General features: G+C 70.5%; 14 protein-coding genes. 11 read left to right on the forward strand and 3 right to left on the reverse strand.

Annotated elements, in window-relative coordinates:
- Nucleotides 1-161: 161 nt before the first annotated feature.
- A complete protein-coding gene (locus tag ACFWI9_RS05000; RefSeq protein WP_387159107.1) occupies nucleotides 162-506 on the reverse strand; it encodes a hypothetical protein in 345 nt (114 codons plus the stop codon).
- Nucleotides 507-616: 110 nt separating this feature from the next.
- Nucleotides 617-1,639, reverse strand: coding sequence for a helix-turn-helix transcriptional regulator (locus ACFWI9_RS05005; protein ID WP_387159108.1), 1,023 nt, complete (start codon nucleotides 1,637-1,639; stop codon nucleotides 617-619).
- 128 nt (nucleotides 1,640-1,767) lie between these two features.
- Here ACFWI9_RS05005 and ACFWI9_RS05010 point away from each other — a divergent pair, with 128 nt between their 5' ends.
- The 4 genes from ACFWI9_RS05010 (at nucleotide 1,768) to ACFWI9_RS05025 (ending at nucleotide 5,991) form a co-directional block, all read left to right on the forward strand.
- Entirely contained in the window at nucleotides 1,768-2,055 is a 288-nt protein-coding gene (locus ACFWI9_RS05010; RefSeq protein ID WP_387159109.1) for a hypothetical protein, read from the forward strand.
- Nucleotides 2,052-2,369, forward strand: a complete 318-nt coding sequence (locus tag ACFWI9_RS05015; RefSeq protein WP_387159110.1) for a (2Fe-2S)-binding protein — start codon at nucleotides 2,052-2,054, stop codon at nucleotides 2,367-2,369. Before ACFWI9_RS05010 ends, ACFWI9_RS05015 begins: the two co-directional genes overlap by 4 nt.
- Before the next feature lie 190 nt (nucleotides 2,370-2,559).
- Nucleotides 2,560-5,148, forward strand: a complete 2,589-nt coding sequence (gene clpB, locus ACFWI9_RS05020) for an ATP-dependent chaperone ClpB (protein WP_387159111.1) — start codon at nucleotides 2,560-2,562, stop codon at nucleotides 5,146-5,148.
- A gap of 273 nt (nucleotides 5,149-5,421) precedes the next feature.
- Nucleotides 5,422-5,991, forward strand: coding sequence for a YbjN domain-containing protein (locus ACFWI9_RS05025; RefSeq protein ID WP_387159112.1), 570 nt, complete (start codon nucleotides 5,422-5,424; stop codon nucleotides 5,989-5,991).
- A gap of 19 nt (nucleotides 5,992-6,010) precedes the next feature.
- Here the strand turns inward: ACFWI9_RS05025 and ACFWI9_RS05030 are convergent, their stop codons facing one another.
- Nucleotides 6,011-7,093 carry a hypothetical protein gene (locus tag ACFWI9_RS05030; RefSeq protein ID WP_387159113.1) on the reverse strand — a complete coding sequence of 361 codons (1,083 nt, stop codon included), beginning with the start codon at nucleotides 7,091-7,093 and terminating at the stop codon, nucleotides 6,011-6,013.
- Between the two features lie 373 nt (nucleotides 7,094-7,466).
- Here ACFWI9_RS05030 and ACFWI9_RS05035 point away from each other — a divergent pair, with 373 nt between their 5' ends.
- The 7 genes from ACFWI9_RS05035 (at nucleotide 7,467) to fbaA (ending at nucleotide 15,329) form a co-directional block, all read left to right on the forward strand.
- The gene (locus ACFWI9_RS05035) at nucleotides 7,467-8,636 is read left to right on the forward strand and encodes an aminotransferase class I/II-fold pyridoxal phosphate-dependent enzyme (protein ID WP_387159114.1); all 1,170 of its coding nucleotides are present in this window, start codon (nucleotides 7,467-7,469) and stop codon (nucleotides 8,634-8,636) included.
- A 703-nt stretch (nucleotides 8,637-9,339) separates the two neighbouring features.
- The gene (locus tag ACFWI9_RS05040) at nucleotides 9,340-9,858 is read left to right on the forward strand and encodes a DUF2617 family protein (RefSeq protein ID WP_387159115.1); all 519 of its coding nucleotides are present in this window, start codon (nucleotides 9,340-9,342) and stop codon (nucleotides 9,856-9,858) included.
- A gap of 85 nt (nucleotides 9,859-9,943) precedes the next feature.
- Nucleotides 9,944-11,680, forward strand: coding sequence for a polyamine aminopropyltransferase (locus tag ACFWI9_RS05045; RefSeq protein ID WP_387159116.1), 1,737 nt, complete (start codon nucleotides 9,944-9,946; stop codon nucleotides 11,678-11,680).
- Between the two features lie 50 nt (nucleotides 11,681-11,730).
- Nucleotides 11,731-12,708, forward strand: coding sequence for an SRPBCC domain-containing protein (locus ACFWI9_RS05050; RefSeq protein WP_387159117.1), 978 nt, complete (start codon nucleotides 11,731-11,733; stop codon nucleotides 12,706-12,708).
- Between the two features lie 17 nt (nucleotides 12,709-12,725).
- A complete protein-coding gene (locus ACFWI9_RS05055; RefSeq protein WP_387159118.1) occupies nucleotides 12,726-13,526 on the forward strand; it encodes an aldose 1-epimerase in 801 nt (266 codons plus the stop codon).
- A 35-nt stretch (nucleotides 13,527-13,561) separates the two neighbouring features.
- Nucleotides 13,562-14,101, forward strand: a complete 540-nt coding sequence (pyrE, locus tag ACFWI9_RS05060) for an orotate phosphoribosyltransferase (protein WP_387159119.1) — start codon at nucleotides 13,562-13,564, stop codon at nucleotides 14,099-14,101.
- A gap of 196 nt (nucleotides 14,102-14,297) precedes the next feature.
- Nucleotides 14,298-15,329 carry a class II fructose-bisphosphate aldolase gene (gene fbaA, locus ACFWI9_RS05065; protein ID WP_387159120.1) on the forward strand — a complete coding sequence of 344 codons (1,032 nt, stop codon included), beginning with the start codon at nucleotides 14,298-14,300 and terminating at the stop codon, nucleotides 15,327-15,329.
- Nucleotides 15,330-15,446: the final 117 nt, after the last annotated feature.

Genomic DNA, 15,446 nt, shown 5'->3' on the forward strand with positions numbered 1-15,446 from the left:
TAAGCGCAAATATACACCCCCACACCGCGGGGCCTCAGAACAGAGCCGCGGGCAAATCGGCCAAGCAAGGGGGCGGGCAGCACAAAAAGGACCACCGGCCCCCTTCGTGCTGCCGGGCCGTCATGGGCCGTCACGGCACCGGCCAGAGGCCGTGGCGCGGGCTACACCCCGGCGCCGGGCGCGCTCACCGCCCAGCCGCTCCCTGGAAGGGATTCGGTGCCGTCCGCTGCCACGGCGGTCACCCAGTAGTACGAGGTGGTGCCGCGCTCAGCGCCGGTGTCGAGGTAGTCGGCGGCGCCGGCGGGGAGCTCGACGAGCTTCTCGTACGAGGCGGTGGCAGGGTTCCAGCGGTAGACCCGCCAGCCGCCCGCAGCCTCGGGTGACGAGGCGTCGAGTCCGTGCCAGGCGACGAGGTTTCCCCCGCCGGCTGCCGCGGGTTCGGCGCTGACGTAGAGCGGCGAACCCTCCGGGGTCGGCACGCTCGGCGTCGTGTCGAGCTCGGTCACCACCACGGCGGCGGCCGAGCCGGTCCACTTGAGGGACGAGTTCCAGGAGTCGTCGAGGACGTCGACGAAGAAGCAGACCTGCTCGCCGTCGGGGAGGGTCGTGACTGCTGTCAGCTGTGCTTGACCTGCTGTTCGACGAGCTCATCGGACTCTGTCTGCTCCAGAATCCCCGAGCGGGCGATGAGATAGCCGAGTTGCGCGCGTGAGCCACTGCCGAGTGTGGATGCCAGCTTCGCGATATGGGCGCGGCAGGTGCGGACGTTCATCCCGAGGCGGCGTGCGATGGCCTCGTCGACATGCCCCTCGACGAGGAGCTTGGCTATGGAGTGCTGCACACCGCTGATGCCGTCCGACTGCGGGGCGTAGGAGACGACCTGGTCGTTCCAGGGGATGCCGTGCAGCCAGAACTGCTCGAAGACGCCCACGAGATACTGCACCAGGCCTTCGTGGCGCAGTTCCAGGGCGACCCGGCGGTCGCTGCGGGCGGGTATGAAGGCCACCTTCCGGTCCACGATGATGAGCCGGTCGATGATCTCCTCAAGGGTGCGGACCTCCGCGCCGTACGGGGTGACCAGTTCGACATAGGCCATCGAGGAGGGGTTGTGGCGCGAAGTGTGCTGGTAGAGCGTCCGCATCCGGACGCCTCGGTCGATGATCGTCTCGACCCGCCGCAGTCCTTCCTGGAGCGTCGCGGGAGGGCGGCCGCTGCCGGGTTGCACGGTCAGCAGCTCCTCGGTGCATTCGTCGATGGCGCGGTCCAGCGCGGTGTTGATCACGCTCAGGCCGTCGAGCACCGTGATGGCGTGTGTGGTTGACGCGTCGTTCGGGCTCAGTGTCATGAATGGCTCGAAGGCGTCCGTCAGTGACATCGTGAGACGTCTTCGCTCCTGGATCTCCCGCTCGATCGGGTGTATGAGCTGGTGTAGAGCGACGGACGGCGGAATCGGACGGAGCCATTGCGCGTCGTCCGGGTCCGGGCGCAACATGGCGAGTTCGATGAGACAGGGCGCGTCGATCACCTCGGAGCGGGCTATGCGGCCATTGCGCAGAGCAGACGCATAGAGGCTTCTCCCCGCCTCACACAGCTCGTTGTGACCGTGCCCGTCTCCCGATTCGCCCCTTTTCGCATCCATGTGCACCCCCCTCAGGGTCCTGAATTACAGGAACATGATGCCTGCACTCGCTGGTGGAAGGGTTCGGACTGAGCCATCGTCGTAGTCGCGGGGGAGGAGGTAATGATTGAAAGAGGTGGAGATCGGCGATGACCAGGATGGTTCGTGCACTTTGCGCTATAGCCGTTGCGGCCGCACTCGGTGGTCTCGCGGCCAGCGGCGAGCCCACGTGGGATACCGCGCCGGTGTCCGTCGCCGCGGCCAAGGGTGAGCCCACCTGGGACGCCGCGCCCGCGTTGGCAGAGGGTGAGCCCACATGGGATACGGCGCCGGTGTCGGTCGCGTCGGCGGAGGGTGACCCCACCTGGGACGCCGCGCCCGCGTCGGCGGAGGGTGAGCCGACCTGGGACGCAGCCCCGGCAGGCGTCGACGCATGAGTATCTCTCCGGACGACCGCATCTTCCGTCGCGAGATGGCGACCGCGTACCGATCAGGCTGGCACTTCATCGATCTGGTCACGGCGGTACCCGGCCGTGGGGACTCGTTGAAGGTCACGCTCTTCGGGGAGCCGATCGTGGTTGCCCGCGGCGACGACGAGGACGTCCGTGCCTACCGCTGCCTGCGGCGGCCCCGAGGGGCTCCGCAACCCGTTCGCTGTGCCATCCGGTACGGCATGATTTTCGTCAATCTCGATCAGCGCGATCACCAGCTGGTCGAATCGCAGACCACCGCCACCCCCCGCAGTGCCTGAGCGGTTCCCCCGTCGTTCAAGATCGCTCAGGTGCTCCCCCACACAGCGGCGCCATCGTGGACCTGAAACACGATGGCGCCGCTGTGCTTTTCCGCGTTCACGGGCTGCCTTCTTGAGTGGAATCGACTCAACTTTGTGTACCCTGTATAAGTCATAGGTATCAGGGTCGCCAAAGGAGGAGAAACCGCACGTGGACGCCGAGCTGACCAACAGGAGCCGGGACGCGCTCAACGCCGCTTCCAGCCGAGCCGTGTCCGAGGGCCACCCCGATCTGACCCCCGCGCATCTCCTGCTCGCACTCCTCGCGGGTCAGGACAACGAGAACATCACCGACCTGCTCGCCGCCGTGGACGCGGACCAGGCAGCCGTACGGGCCGGAGCCGAGCGGGTGCTCGCCGATCTGCCCAGCGTCACCGGGTCCACCGTCGCACCGCCGCAGCCCAACCGCGAGCTGCTCGCGGTCATCGCCGACGCGGACCGCCGCGCCAAGGAACTCGGCGACGAGTACCTCTCGACGGAGCACCTGCTGATCGGCGTCGCCGACAAGGGCGGTCGCAGCGCCGATGTGCTGAGCGGGCAGGGCGCCACGGCGAAGAAGCTGCTGGCCGCCTTCCGGGAGTCCCGTGGCTCGCGACGGGTGACCACCGCCGATCCTGAGGGCCAGTACAAGGCGCTGGAGAAGTTCGGTACGGACTTCACGGCCGCGGCCCGCGAGGGCAAGCTCGACCCGGTCATCGGACGGGACCACGAGATCCGCCGGGTCGTACAGGTGCTGTCCCGCCGCACCAAGAACAACCCCGTGCTGATCGGTGAGCCCGGCGTCGGCAAGACCGCCGTGGTGGAGGGTCTGGCCCAGCGCATCGTCAAGGGCGACGTGCCCGAGTCGCTGCGCAACAAGCGCCTGGTGTCCCTGGACCTGGGCGCGATGGTTGCGGGTGCGAAGTACCGCGGTGAGTTCGAGGAGCGGCTGAAGACCGTGCTCTCCGAGATCAAGGAGAGCGACGGCCAGATCATCACCTTCATCGATGAGCTGCACACCGTCGTCGGCGCGGGCGCCGGCGGCGACTCGGCGATGGACGCGGGCAACATGCTGAAGCCCATGCTGGCGCGAGGCGAACTGCGCATGGTCGGCGCCACCACGCTGGACGAGTACCGCGAGCGGATCGAGAAGGACCCCGCCCTGGAACGGCGCTTCCAGCAGGTACTGGTCGCCGAGCCGACCGTCGAGGACACCATCGCGATCCTGCGCGGGCTCAAGGGCCGCTACGAGGCCCACCACAAGGTGCAGATCGCGGACAGCGCGCTGGTCGCCGCCGCGACCCTCTCCGACCGCTACATCACTTCGCGGTTCCTGCCGGACAAGGCCATCGACCTGGTGGACGAGTCGGCGTCCCGGCTGCGGATGGAGATCGACTCCTCCCCGGTCGAGATCGACGAGCTCCAGCGCTCCGTCGACCGGCTGCGGATGGAGGAGCTCGCGCTCAAGAACGAGACCGACGAGGCGAGCAAGCAGCGCCTGGAGAAGCTGCGCCGCGACCTCGCCGACCGCGAGGAGGAGCTGCGCGGTCTCACCGCCCGCTGGGAGAAGGAGAAGGAGTCCCTCAACCGGGTCGGTGAGCTGAAGGAACGGCTGGACAGCTTGCGCGGGCAGGCCGAGCGCGCCCAGCGCGACGGTGACTTCGACAGCGCGTCCAAGCTGCTCTACGGGGAGATCCCGGCACTGGAGCGCGAGCTGGAGGAGGCCACCGAGGCGGAGGCCCAGGCGGAGGCCGCCAAGGACACCATGGTCAAGGAGGAGGTCGGCCCCGACGACATCGCGGACGTGGTGTCCTCGTGGACCGGTATCCCGGCCGGACGGCTGCTCGAGGGCGAGACCCAGAAGCTGCTGCGCATGGAAGACGAGCTGGGCCGGCGCCTGATCGGCCAGACCGAGGCCGTACGCGCGGTGTCCGACGCGGTACGCCGCTCCCGGGCGGGCATCTCGGACCCGGATCGGCCCACCGGGTCGTTCCTGTTCCTCGGGCCGACCGGTGTCGGCAAGACGGAGCTGGCGAAGGCGCTGGCGGACTTCCTGTTCGACGACGAGCGGGCCATGGTCCGTATCGACATGTCCGAGTACGGCGAGAAGCACTCCGTCGCCCGGCTGGTCGGGGCGCCTCCCGGCTATGTCGGCTACGAGGAGGGCGGGCAGCTCACCGAGGCGGTGCGCCGCCGCCCGTACAGCGTGGTCCTGCTGGACGAGGTGGAGAAGGCGCACCCGGAGGTCTTCGACATCCTGCTCCAGGTCCTGGACGACGGCCGGCTGACGGACGGACAGGGCCGTACGGTCGACTTCCGCAACACCATCCTGATCCTCACCTCCAACCTGGGCAGCCAGTATCTGATGGAGCCGCTGACCAGCGAGGAGGAGAAGAAGCAGCAGGTCCTGGAGGTCGTGCGGGCCTCGTTCAAGCCGGAGTTCCTCAACCGGCTGGACGACCTGGTGGTGTTCTCCGCCCTGTCGAAGGACGAACTGGCCAGGATCGCCGAGCTCCAGATCGAGCGCCTCGCCAAGCGCCTCGCCGAGCGCAGGCTCACTCTGGAGGTCACTCCGGCGGCGCTGGAGTGGCTCGCGGAGGAGGGCAACGACCCCGCGTACGGTGCCCGGCCGCTGCGCAGGCTCGTCCAGACCGCGATCGGGGACCGGCTGGCCCGGGAGATCCTCGCGGGCGGTATCAAGGACGGGGACCACGTGCGCGTCGATCGGGTCGGGGAGGGGCTGATCGTCGGCACGGCGTGACCGTGGCCGCCGCAGCGGGTGGACCGGGCCGGCGATCCGTCCGCCGACCCGGCCCCGGTCGCCGGCACCGACCCCGGAACCCGGCCAACCGGCGGCCCGGAATCCGGCGCACCAACGGCCCGGAATCCGGCGCACCGGCGGCGGACCGGAGGCCGGGCGCGAGTGCGCCCGGACATGGGATCAGGACACGAATGGATCAAGCCCCTGTGGGGGTTGCCAGCCACCGCCCGGCATAAGGGAGGATGGCCGTATCCGTATGAAGGGAATCACCCCGTGAGCATCGACCCGTCCTCGATTCCGAATTTCGGGGGCCAGCCCCAGCCGCAGCCCGGACCGGCGCCGGGCCCCGTGGTGCCCGACCAGGACCTGGTCAAGCAGCTTCTCGACCAGATGGAACTGAAGTACGTCACGGACGACGAGGGTGACCTCGCGGCCCCGTGGGAGGACTTCCGCACCTACTTCATGTTCCGCGGTGAGGACGAGCAGCAGGTCTTCTCGGTGCGCACGTTCTACGACCGTCCGTTCGACATCGCGGACCGGGCGCAGATCCTGGACACGATCGACGACTGGAACCGCCGCACCCTGTGGCCGAAGGTCTACACCCACACGCACGAGGGCGACGAGGGCGACGAGGGTGCGGAGGGCGGCAAGCCGTCGCTCCGTCTCATCGGCGAGGCGCAGATGCTGATCGGCACCGGCGTCAGCCTGGAGCACTTCGTCTCGTCCACGGTCAGCTGGGTGCGCGCTTCGATCGAGTTCGACAAGTGGCTCGTGGAGCAGCTCGGACTCGAGCCCGCTGCGGCGGACGGTGGCGAGGACGAGAAGCCGGCCGACGAGAGCTGAGTCTCGGAGCACCGTTTCATCACAGCGCCAGTGGGGCCAGCGTCAGCAGATAGGTCCCGTAGGCGAACGACACACCGGCAAGGGCGGCGATCACCGTGATCGCCGCCCTTGGCCGTGCCCGGGTCAAGGCCAGGGCCAGCGGGATCAGCAGCGGGAACGCGGGCAGCAGGAAACGCGGTTTGGACTCGAAGAACCCCGAGCCTCCGACGGTGATCAGCACCAGCACCCCGGCGTAGACGCCGAGCGGCAGTGAGGGCCGCTCCAGCAGGAGCAGCACCAGCAGCAGTACACCGGCGCAGGTGATCACCAGCGCCATCGGGAAGCCGAAGAACGCCGGGGTGGTCACCATCGACCGCACCACCCGCAGCGCTCCGGCTCCAAGGTCGAAGCGCGAGGTCCAGCCGCTCTGCACGGCGAAGTAGCCGCCGACCGGGTCGCCCGTACGCAGCCCCACCCACAGCAGATAGCCTCCCCAGCCGGCCGGGGCCAGCGCCGCCGCGGCGCACAGCCGCCAGACAGCCTCCTCACCCCTGTTGGCGTTGCCTCTGCCCGCGCGCCTCCCGCGGGTGAACAGCCGGTACGCCACCACCGCGCACACCGCCGCCCCGACCGCGATCCCGTTGGGCCGGGTCAGTCCCGCCAGCGCCGCCAGCGAGCCGGCCCACAGCGGGCGCCGCGTCACCAGGGCGTAGAGCGACCAGGCGGCGAACGCGGCCAGCAGCGGCTCGGTGTACGCCATGGTCAGCACGATCGAGTGCGGCAGCAGGCCCCACAGCAGCACGACCACGGTCGCCAGACGCCGGTCGTAGAGCCGTTCGACGAGGGCGTACACCCCCCAGGCCGCCGCTCCGGCCGCCGCCCAGGACAGCATCAGCCCCGCCGTGCCCCCGGTCACCGGCAGCGCGGTGGTCAGGGACCGGATGAGGCCGGGATAGAGCGGGAAGAACGCGAGATCGGACTGCACGGCGCCGTCCGGCCAGTGCAGCGTTCGTCCATAGCCGTGGGCGGCGATCCGGCTGTACCAGTCGGAGTCCCAGGAGGTGGCGAGCAGCACCCTCGGAGACTTGCCGATGTGCCACGCCCACAGGGCCATCAGCCCCATACCCGTAAGCCGCGCCGCCGCGAAGAGTCCCAGCGCGGGAGCGGCCCGGCGCAGCGCCGCGCGCAGCCGGGGAGCGGTCCGGGCACGGCCGGTGGACCGGGCGAGGGCCGCGGGCTGGGCATCGACCGACGCGTCTGACGCCTCGTCGAACGTCTCGGCGGACAGGGGACACCTCCGTGCGCGCGTGATCGGCCAGTCATCCCGACCCTCAGCGGCGCACGGGCCTGGCGCGAGCCCGGAGCGCCCATCCGGGTGGCGGCCCGATGACGTCTCACGGGCGACGGCCTAGGGTGGCCGCTGGACTCGAATCGGCTGGTCTTACTCGACGGGGGTGCGAACGGTGCGTGGGGATTCCGCGGCGCGGGTGCGGGGCATGGGGACGTCGGTCTTCACCGAGATGACGGAGCTGGCGCGGCGTACCGGCGCCGTGAACCTCGGGCAGGGCGTCCCGGAGCTGGACAGCCCCGCCGAGCTGCTCGAGGACGTGTCGGACGCCGTGCTGACGGGCAGCAACCAGTACCCGCCCGCCGTCGGCTTCCCGGCCCTGCGCGAGGCCGTCGCCGCCCATCAGCGCCGGCGATACGGTCTCGACTACCGGCCGGACGGCGAGGTGCTGGTGACCACCGGCGCCACCGAGGCACTCGCCGCCGCGCTGCTCGCGCTGTGCGATCCGGGGGACGAGGTCATCGCCTTCGACCCCTGCTACGACGCCTACGCGGCGGACGCGCGGCTGGCCGGTGCCCGGCTGGTCCCTGTCCCGCTGACGCTGGGCGGAGATGGAGGCGGGGACGGGGACGGGGACGGTTTCGCCCTCGATCCGGAAGCCCTGCGTGCCGCCGTGACGGACCGGACCAAGGTGCTGCTGCTGAACAGCCCGCACAACCCGACGGGCAAGGTGTTCACGGACGACGAGCTGTCGGCGATCGCCGAGCTCTGCGTCGAGCGATCCCTGACCGTCGTCACGGACGAGGTGTACGAGCATCTCGTGTACGCCGACGGCGTGCGGCACCGGTCCATCGCGGCGCTGCCCGGTATGCGCGAGCGCACGCTGGTGATCTCGTCCGCGGGCAAGACGTTCAACGTGACCGGCTGGAAGGTCGGCTGGGTCTGCGGCCCGGCGCCCCTGGTCAAGGCCGTGAACGCCGCCAAGCAGTTCCTGACGTACGCGTCGGGCACTCCGTACCAGGAGGCCATCGCGAAGGCGCTGGGCTCGGTGGAGGGGTGGGCTGCCGGCCTGCGTGAGTCCCTGCGGGCGAATCGCGATCTGCTCAGCGCCGGCCTGGCCCGCGCCGGGCTGCGTCCGCTGCGCGCGGAGGGTGGCTACTTCGTACAGGCGGATGTGCGGCCCTGGGGATATGACGACGGGGTCGGATTCTGCCGGGACCTGCCGGAGCGCGCCGGTGTGGTGGGCATTCCGACCTCGGCGTTCTATGTCGGCGCTGACGCCCCGTCCTGGCTGGTGCGGTTCTCGTTCTGCCGGAGCGAGGCGTCGATCCGGCAGGCGGTGGAACGGCTGGTGGAGGCAGGCGGCCGGATCGGCTGAAGCGCGCGCAACCTCTGGACTTCCTCAAGTCTGCTTTGGCTGCCCAGGAGCGGGGGCATCCCCCTGTCACGTGCGGAGCGAACGCACAGCAGGGCGAAGTCGAGCCCGGCACAGCAAGAAGCAACGGGGAGGTGGCGACGTTGACAGCAGTCATCGTTTTCGTCGGGTTTTTCGTACTTTTCGTCGTCGTGGTGGCGGTCCGCTCGGTGTCCGGCCGCGGGCGCCGGTCGCGTCGTGGCAGTGGCACCGGCGCCAGCAGCACCGGTTCCTGGTGGGCGTCGAGCCACGGTGGTAGTTCGTCGTGCGGCGGCGGGGGTTCGTCGTGCGGTTCCTCGTCGTCCTGCGGCGGGGGCGGGGGCGGCTGCGGCGGAGGCGGCAGCTGAGCGGCACATGCGGATGACATGGATGCGCGGAACATGCGCCCGGGTGAGGTCCAACCTCACCCGGGCGTCGTCACATTGACGTTCGGGATGCAATTCAGTTGAACAGTTGAACAGTAAGGCCCCCGGGGGGATGGAATCCGTGCCCGGTTGGGTAAAAGCCCTGTGACCGGCGCTCACCTCATGATTCCCTCGCTGTGGAGAACCTCCAGCCCTCGGGCCCTGAAGCGGGGCGCCGAGCAGGCGGTCCCTTACCCCTGTGCCTGCTCCGGGGCGTCCCGGACCGCCCGTCAACCCGTTACGCGTGTCTGCGGAGCCGACCCATGCTCACGACCCTGAAGACGTCCTACACCGACACCCGCGCAGCCGATCTGGCGTGGGCGCTGGGTCGGGAACCGCTGCCCGCCCTCGCCGTCCTGGATATCGAACTGGCGGGCGCGAAGTTGCAGTTGAGGCTGCTCGGCGCCTCGCACCAGGTGCTGCTCGAAGAGGAGCAGGGTGTCTGCTCCGAGACCGTGGCCTGTATCCCGGGCAGCAGCACCCCGCTGCCGCTGGGCGTGGCCAAGCGGATCGGTGCGTGGGAGTACCAGTTCGCGGCGCATGTCGAGACCCTGTCGCAGGGCTCGTTCGCGGGCCGCGCACAGGAGTTGCTCTCGCTGGTCGCCGACCATCCGAACGGGCTCGCCGGTACGTTCCCCGGCTCGCCGCACGCGTTCACCGCGATGGTGGCGCAGCGCCTCGACGGCCAGGTGCGATGGCGCACCTGGCACGCGTACCCGCAGGAAGGGCAGTTGGTGGTGACACGTACCAGGGTGGGCGCACGCGTGCCCGCCGCGCTCTGATTTCACACACCGGAGCGGCATTTTGCGGCAATTGCACCCGTGTGGGTGACAAGGTGTACATGCCGATGTGACGTAGCGTTACACCATGACCGACCCGCCGCCGCCAGCGCCACCCGCCGTACTGCCGCACAGCGGCGAGCGAACGTTCGGCGGCGGCGACGCGGGACAGCCGCTCGGCGGGGCGCGGAAGGCGCCCGGCGGGGTGGCGGCGCCTCACGCGTCCGTCCGCCCCGGGCGGGGCCGGTTCCCGGTCCTCCTCGTGGTCTTCGTCTGTGCCGCCTGCGGGCTGGTGTACGAGCTCGAACTGGTCGCGCTCGCCTCGTATGTGGGCGGTGACTCGGTCACCCAGGCATCCGTGGTCCTGTCCGTGATGGTCTTCGCGATGGGCCTCGGCTCACTGCTGGCCAAGCGACTGCGCTGCCATGCGGCCGTCGGTTTCGCCCTGGTGGAGGCGGCGCTGGCGCTGATCGGCGGCAGCTCGGCGCTGGTGCTGTACGGGGCGTTCGCCTGGTTCGGTGAGGCGCGGCCCGCGCTGGTGGTGTTCTCGCTGGCGATCGGGGTGCTGATCGGGGCGGAGATCCCGCTGCTGATGTCGCTGATCCAGCGGGCTTCCCGGCGCGCCGGCCACGTGCGGCAGACGCAGCACGAGCGGTACGAGCGGCGCGAGCGGCACGAGGAAGCCGAACAGGACGCGGTGGGCACGGTCGCCGACCTGTTCGCCGCGGACTATGTGGGCGCCCTGGTCGGCGGTCTCGCCTTCCCCTTCCTGCTCCTGCCCTGGCTCGGGCAGCTCACCGGTGCCCTGCTGACCGGCGCGGTGAACGTGGTGGCGGGCGGGGTCCTGGTGCTGTGGCTGTTCCGGGACGACCTCTCGGTACGCGCCCGAGGCTGGCTGCTGGTGGCCAACGCGATGGTGCTGGTGCTGCTGGCCACGACCACCGTGCTGGTCGGGGAATTCGAGTCGGCGGCACGCCGGGCGTTCTACGGGGAACCGGTCCGGGTCGCCGTACGCACCGGCATGCAGGAGATCGTGCTGACCGGGGCGCGCAAGGGCCCCCTGGACCTGTTCCTGGACGGGCGTCTGCGGGTGAGCGGCCACGACGCGGGGCGCTACCGGCAGGCCCTGGTACGCGGGGCGATGCGCGGTCCGCACGCGCGGGTGCTGATCCTCGGCGGCGGCGACGGACTGGCGGCCCGCGAGGTGCTGCGGCACGCGGGGGTGCGCACGGTGACCCTGGTGGAGCGGGACCCCGGGCTGGTCAGGCTGGCCCGTACGAACCCGGCGCTCAGTGAGCTGAACGGGAAGGTCTACCGGGATCCGAGGCTGCGGGTGGTGTGCGCGGATGCCTTCGACTGGCTGCGTACCGCCCGCGCCGGGGCGTACGACGTGGTCGTCGCGGACCTGCCGGCGCCGACGACCCCGTCCGGCACGAAGCTGTACTCGCAGGAGTTCTACGGGCTCGCGGCCGAAGTGCTGGCCGGGGACGGGCGGATGGCGGTGAGCGCCGGACCGCTCGCGGACGGCTCCCGTGCGTACTGGACGGTGGAGACCACCATGCGCTCGGCCGGGCTCGCGACGGTTCCTTACCGGGTGCCGGGGCTGCCGGGACGCGGCTTTGTGCTGGCTGCAACCAGGGCGGCGACCTCGGCGACTGCGGGGGACGGCGCTGCGGGAAGCCCGGCGGCCGGACCGGCGGCGGGAAGCCCGGCGGCCGGACCGGCGGGGCGGACGGTGCTCGGACCGGGGGCGGTGAGCCTGGCGGAGGAGCGGCCGGACGGCATCCCCCCGTCGACACTGCTGCACCCGCGCTACACGGATTGACGACGCGAGAACGGCGACCTGCGAGCCGGGGCTGAGTAGGCTCGGTTTCCATGGAGCATGAGGTGTTCGTACCGGTTCCGGCAGAGGCCCTCCGTCAGACGCTGGCCGACCCGGCGCGCGTCGCGCGCTGTGTGCCTGGTCTGCAACGTGACGCGGATGCTTCGGCGGGCCCCCTCACGGGCCGGTTGAGGGTCCGGGTGGGCAGCCACACGATCACCTATCGCGGGGAGCTGCGGATCAGCGAACGGTCGGGCGGTGACTTCGCCATCGAGGGCGAGGGGATCGAAGCGCGCGGCTCGGGTGCCGTGAAGCTGGCGCTGATCTTGCGGCTCACCCCGGCGGAGGGCGGCACGACCCTCGGCTTCAGCGGCACCTCGCACGCGGAGGGCCGTCTGGCCGGGCTGCCGCAGGAGGCGACCGCGCAGACGGCGATCCGTCTGCTGGAGCGTTTCGCCTCGGGTCTCACGCTGCTGGCGCGGGGCGGCCCGTCTCCCGCCGGTGCCGGGGCGACGGCTGAGCCTGCCGAGGAGACGGATGCGGGCCCGGGTACGGACAAGGCACAGGACACCGCCGATGAGGACCTCTGGGCCGAGGGCGCGCGCGGGGAAGACGGGACGAACGGCACCGCGGGTGTGAGCGACGCTAGTGGCGGCAACGGCGCCGATGACAACCGCACGACCGATGGCAACGGTACGACCGATGACAACCGTACGACCGGCGCGAACGGTGTGAACGGCGGCTCCGTCTTCGACGTCGACGTACCCCCCTCAGCCCTGGACCCCCTGGCACAGGACGAGTTCGGCGCTGCCGGCGAACCCCCCGCCGAGGCGGCCCACGCCCGGCGCACCATGATCGGGCGCAGCGCCGAGGAGGTCGACCACGCGCCTCCGCGCGGCCGGTACGCGCCCGTGCCCGCTCCCCAGTCCGCGGCCGCGGCCGGGGCGCTGCGCTGGATCGGGCCCGCCGCGGCAATCGCCATCGCATCCGCGGTGGTTGTCGGACGCGCCCTGCGGCGCAGGCGGTTGTAGGCCAGTAGTGTCGGGGTGTGAGTAGCGAAGAGGTCCGGCTCAGTGCCGGAGACGTCGAGTTGACCGTGGCCCCCGTCAACGGCTGCCGGATCAGCAGTCTGCGGATCGCGGGGACCGAGCTTCTCCGGCAAGGCGAACGCTATGGCTGCTTCCCCATGGTGCCGTTCTGCGGCAGGACCAGTGACGGCCGGTTCCGCAACGGCGCGATCGTCCATCAGTTGCCGTTGAACTCCCCGCCGCACGCCATCCACGGCACCGGCCGCGACTCGGTCTGGCGCCTGGCGCCGGGATCGACGCCTACCACCGCCGCGTTCACCTACGACCTCGCCGAGCCCTGGCCGTACACCGGACGGGTCACCCAGATCTTCGAGCTGGCCGAGGACTCCCTCACGCTCCGGCTCGGCGTCGAGACCTACGGCGACTCCTTCCCCGCCCAGGCCGGCTGGCACCCCTGGTTCCTGCGCAACCCCTTCCCCGACGGCAAGGACGCGCAGCTCACGTTCACCCCCGACTGGCAGGAGGAGCGCGGCGACGACCACCTGCCCACCGGTCGCAGGATCGGCCCTACCCCCGGGCCGTGGGACGACTGCTTCGGGATGACCGGCGGGGTCGATGTCGCGATCACCTGGCCCGAGCGTCTTGAGCTCAAGGTCACCAGCCGGGCGCCGTGGGTGGTGGTCTACGACGAGCAGCCGGAGGCCGTCTGCGTGGAACCCCAGTCCGGCCCGCCGAACGGGCTGAACACCGACCCCCGCCTCGTGACACCCATCGACCCGCTGGAAATGTCCGCGACCTGGACATGGCGGAGGCTCGGGTAGGCCGTCGGCGGAGGACGGCATCTAAGCTCGTGACCATGACTGACGTACGTGCTGAGCTGCTCCAGCAGATCAAGGACAAGGCCGTGGTGCACGGCAAGGTGACCCTCTCGTCGGGTCGTGAGGCCGACTACTACATCGACCTCCGCCGGATCACGCTGGATGGCGAGGCCGCGCCCATGGTCGGTCAGGTGATGCTCGATCTGACCAAGGATCTGGACTACGACTGCGTCGGCGGCCTGACCCTCGGGGCCGACCCGGTGGCGACCTCGATGCTGCACGCCTCCGCCGCCCGCGGTGAGCGGCTGGACGCATTCGTCGTACGGAAGGCCCAGAAGGCCCACGGTATGCAGCGCCGTATCGAGGGCGCCGACGTCAAGGGCCGGCGCTGCCTGGTGGTCGAGGACACCTCCACCACCGGTGGCTCCCCGCTCACCGCCGTGGAGGCGGTCCGTGAGGCGGGCGGCGAGGTGGTCGCGGTGGCCACGATCGTGGACCGGGGAGCGGCCGGGGCCATCGCGGAGGCCGGTCTGCCCTATCTGACCGGTTTCCAGCTCTCTGATCTCGGTCTGGACTGATGCGGCGAGGGGCGTGCGCTTCACGAGGTTCCGTGGGGCTCAGCGAGGTTCCGCGAGGTTTCACGTGAAACGCCCGCCCCTTCCCCGCAGGACCCTGGGCCTCCCCGCGGGCGTCTGGAAAGATAGGTGCGACGATGACGTCGCCCCCCAGGTCAGGGCCTAGCAACGCACACCGCACATCACAAGGAGCGGACAGATGCCCATCGCAACCCCCGAGGTCTACAACGAGATGCTCGACCGGGCGAAGGCAGGCAAGTTCGCCTACCCGGCCATCAATGTCACCTCGTCCCAGACCCTGCACGCTGCGCTGCGCGGTTTCGCTGAGGCCGAGAGCGACGGCATCGTCCAGATTTCCACCGGTGGCGCCGAGTTCCTCGGCGGCCAGCACAACAAGGACATGGTGACCGGCGCCGTCGCCCTCGCCGAGTTCGCCCACATCGTCGCCGCGAAGTACGACGTCAACATCGCGCTGCACACCGACCACTGCCCCAAGGACAAGCTGGACAGCTATGTCCGGCCGCTGCTCGCCATCTCCGAGCAGCGCGTCGCCAACGGACAGGCCCCGCTGTTCCAGTCCCACATGTGGGACGGCTCCGCCGAGACCCTGGCCGACAACCTGGCCATCGCCCAGGAACTGCTGCCCCGGGCCGCCGCCGCCAAGATCATCCTTGAGGTCGAGATCACCCCGACCGGCGGCGAGGAGGACGGCGTCACCCACGAGATCAACGACGAGCTCTACACCACCGTCGAGGACGCCATCCGCACCGCGGAGGCCCTGGGGCTGGGTGAGCAGGGCCGCTACCTGCTGGCCGCGTCCTTCGGAAACGTCCATGGCGTCTACAAGCCGGGCAACGTCGTGCTCCGTCCGGAGCTGCTCAAGGACCTCCAGGCCGGTGTGGCGGCGAAGTTCGGCAAGCCGGCCGACTCCGCCCCGTTCGACTTCGTCTTCCATGGCGGCTCCGGCTCCACGGCCGAGGAGATCGCCACCGCACTGGAGAACGGCGTGGTGAAGATGAACCTGGACACCGACACCCAGTACGCCTTCACGCGTCCCGTCGCGGACCACATGTTCAGGAACTACGACGGTGTGCTGAAGGTCGACGGCGAGGTCGGCTCGAAGAAGACCTACGACCCGCGCAGCTGGGGCAAGTCGGCTGAGGCGGGCATGGCCGCGCGTGTCCTGGAGGCCTGCCAGGCACTGCGTTCCGCGGGCACGAAGCTCAAGTAGGCAGTGGGGAGGCCCGGCACCCCGCGCCCGCCCCGGGGGGGGGGGGGGGGCGGGCCCCGGGCCCCCGGGGCCGCGCCCCGGGGGCCCCCAACACGGGGGGCCCGGGGGCCGGGGGGC

The sequence above is a fragment of the Streptomyces sp. NPDC127084 genome (genome assembly GCF_042724175.1).
Taxonomy (GTDB): domain Bacteria; phylum Actinomycetota; class Actinomycetes; order Streptomycetales; family Streptomycetaceae; genus Streptomyces.

What these genes read in the sequence shown, in the direction of transcription:
- ACFWI9_RS05005 (WP_387159108.1), bottom strand. Translation starts at nt 1,639, where the DNA reads ATGGATGCGAAAAGGGGCGAATCGGGAGACGGGCACGGTCACAACGAG.
- ACFWI9_RS05010 (WP_387159109.1), top strand. Translation starts at nt 1,768, where the DNA reads ATGACCAGGATGGTTCGTGCACTTTGCGCTATAGCCGTTGCGGCCGCA.
- ACFWI9_RS05015 (WP_387159110.1), top strand. Translation starts at nt 2,052, where the DNA reads ATGAGTATCTCTCCGGACGACCGCATCTTCCGTCGCGAGATGGCGACC.
- ACFWI9_RS05030 (WP_387159113.1), bottom strand. Translation starts at nt 7,093, where the DNA reads ATGGGGCTGATGGCCCTGTGGGCGTGGCACATCGGCAAGTCTCCGAGG.
- ACFWI9_RS05035 (WP_387159114.1), top strand. Translation starts at nt 7,467, where the DNA reads ATGGGGACGTCGGTCTTCACCGAGATGACGGAGCTGGCGCGGCGTACC.
- ACFWI9_RS05040 (WP_387159115.1), top strand. Translation starts at nt 9,340, where the DNA reads ATGCTCACGACCCTGAAGACGTCCTACACCGACACCCGCGCAGCCGAT.
- ACFWI9_RS05045 (WP_387159116.1), top strand. Translation starts at nt 9,944, where the DNA reads ATGACCGACCCGCCGCCGCCAGCGCCACCCGCCGTACTGCCGCACAGC.
- ACFWI9_RS05050 (WP_387159117.1), top strand. Translation starts at nt 11,731, where the DNA reads ATGGAGCATGAGGTGTTCGTACCGGTTCCGGCAGAGGCCCTCCGTCAG.
- pyrE (WP_387159119.1), top strand. Translation starts at nt 13,562, where the DNA reads ATGACTGACGTACGTGCTGAGCTGCTCCAGCAGATCAAGGACAAGGCC.
- fbaA (WP_387159120.1), top strand. Translation starts at nt 14,298, where the DNA reads ATGCCCATCGCAACCCCCGAGGTCTACAACGAGATGCTCGACCGGGCG.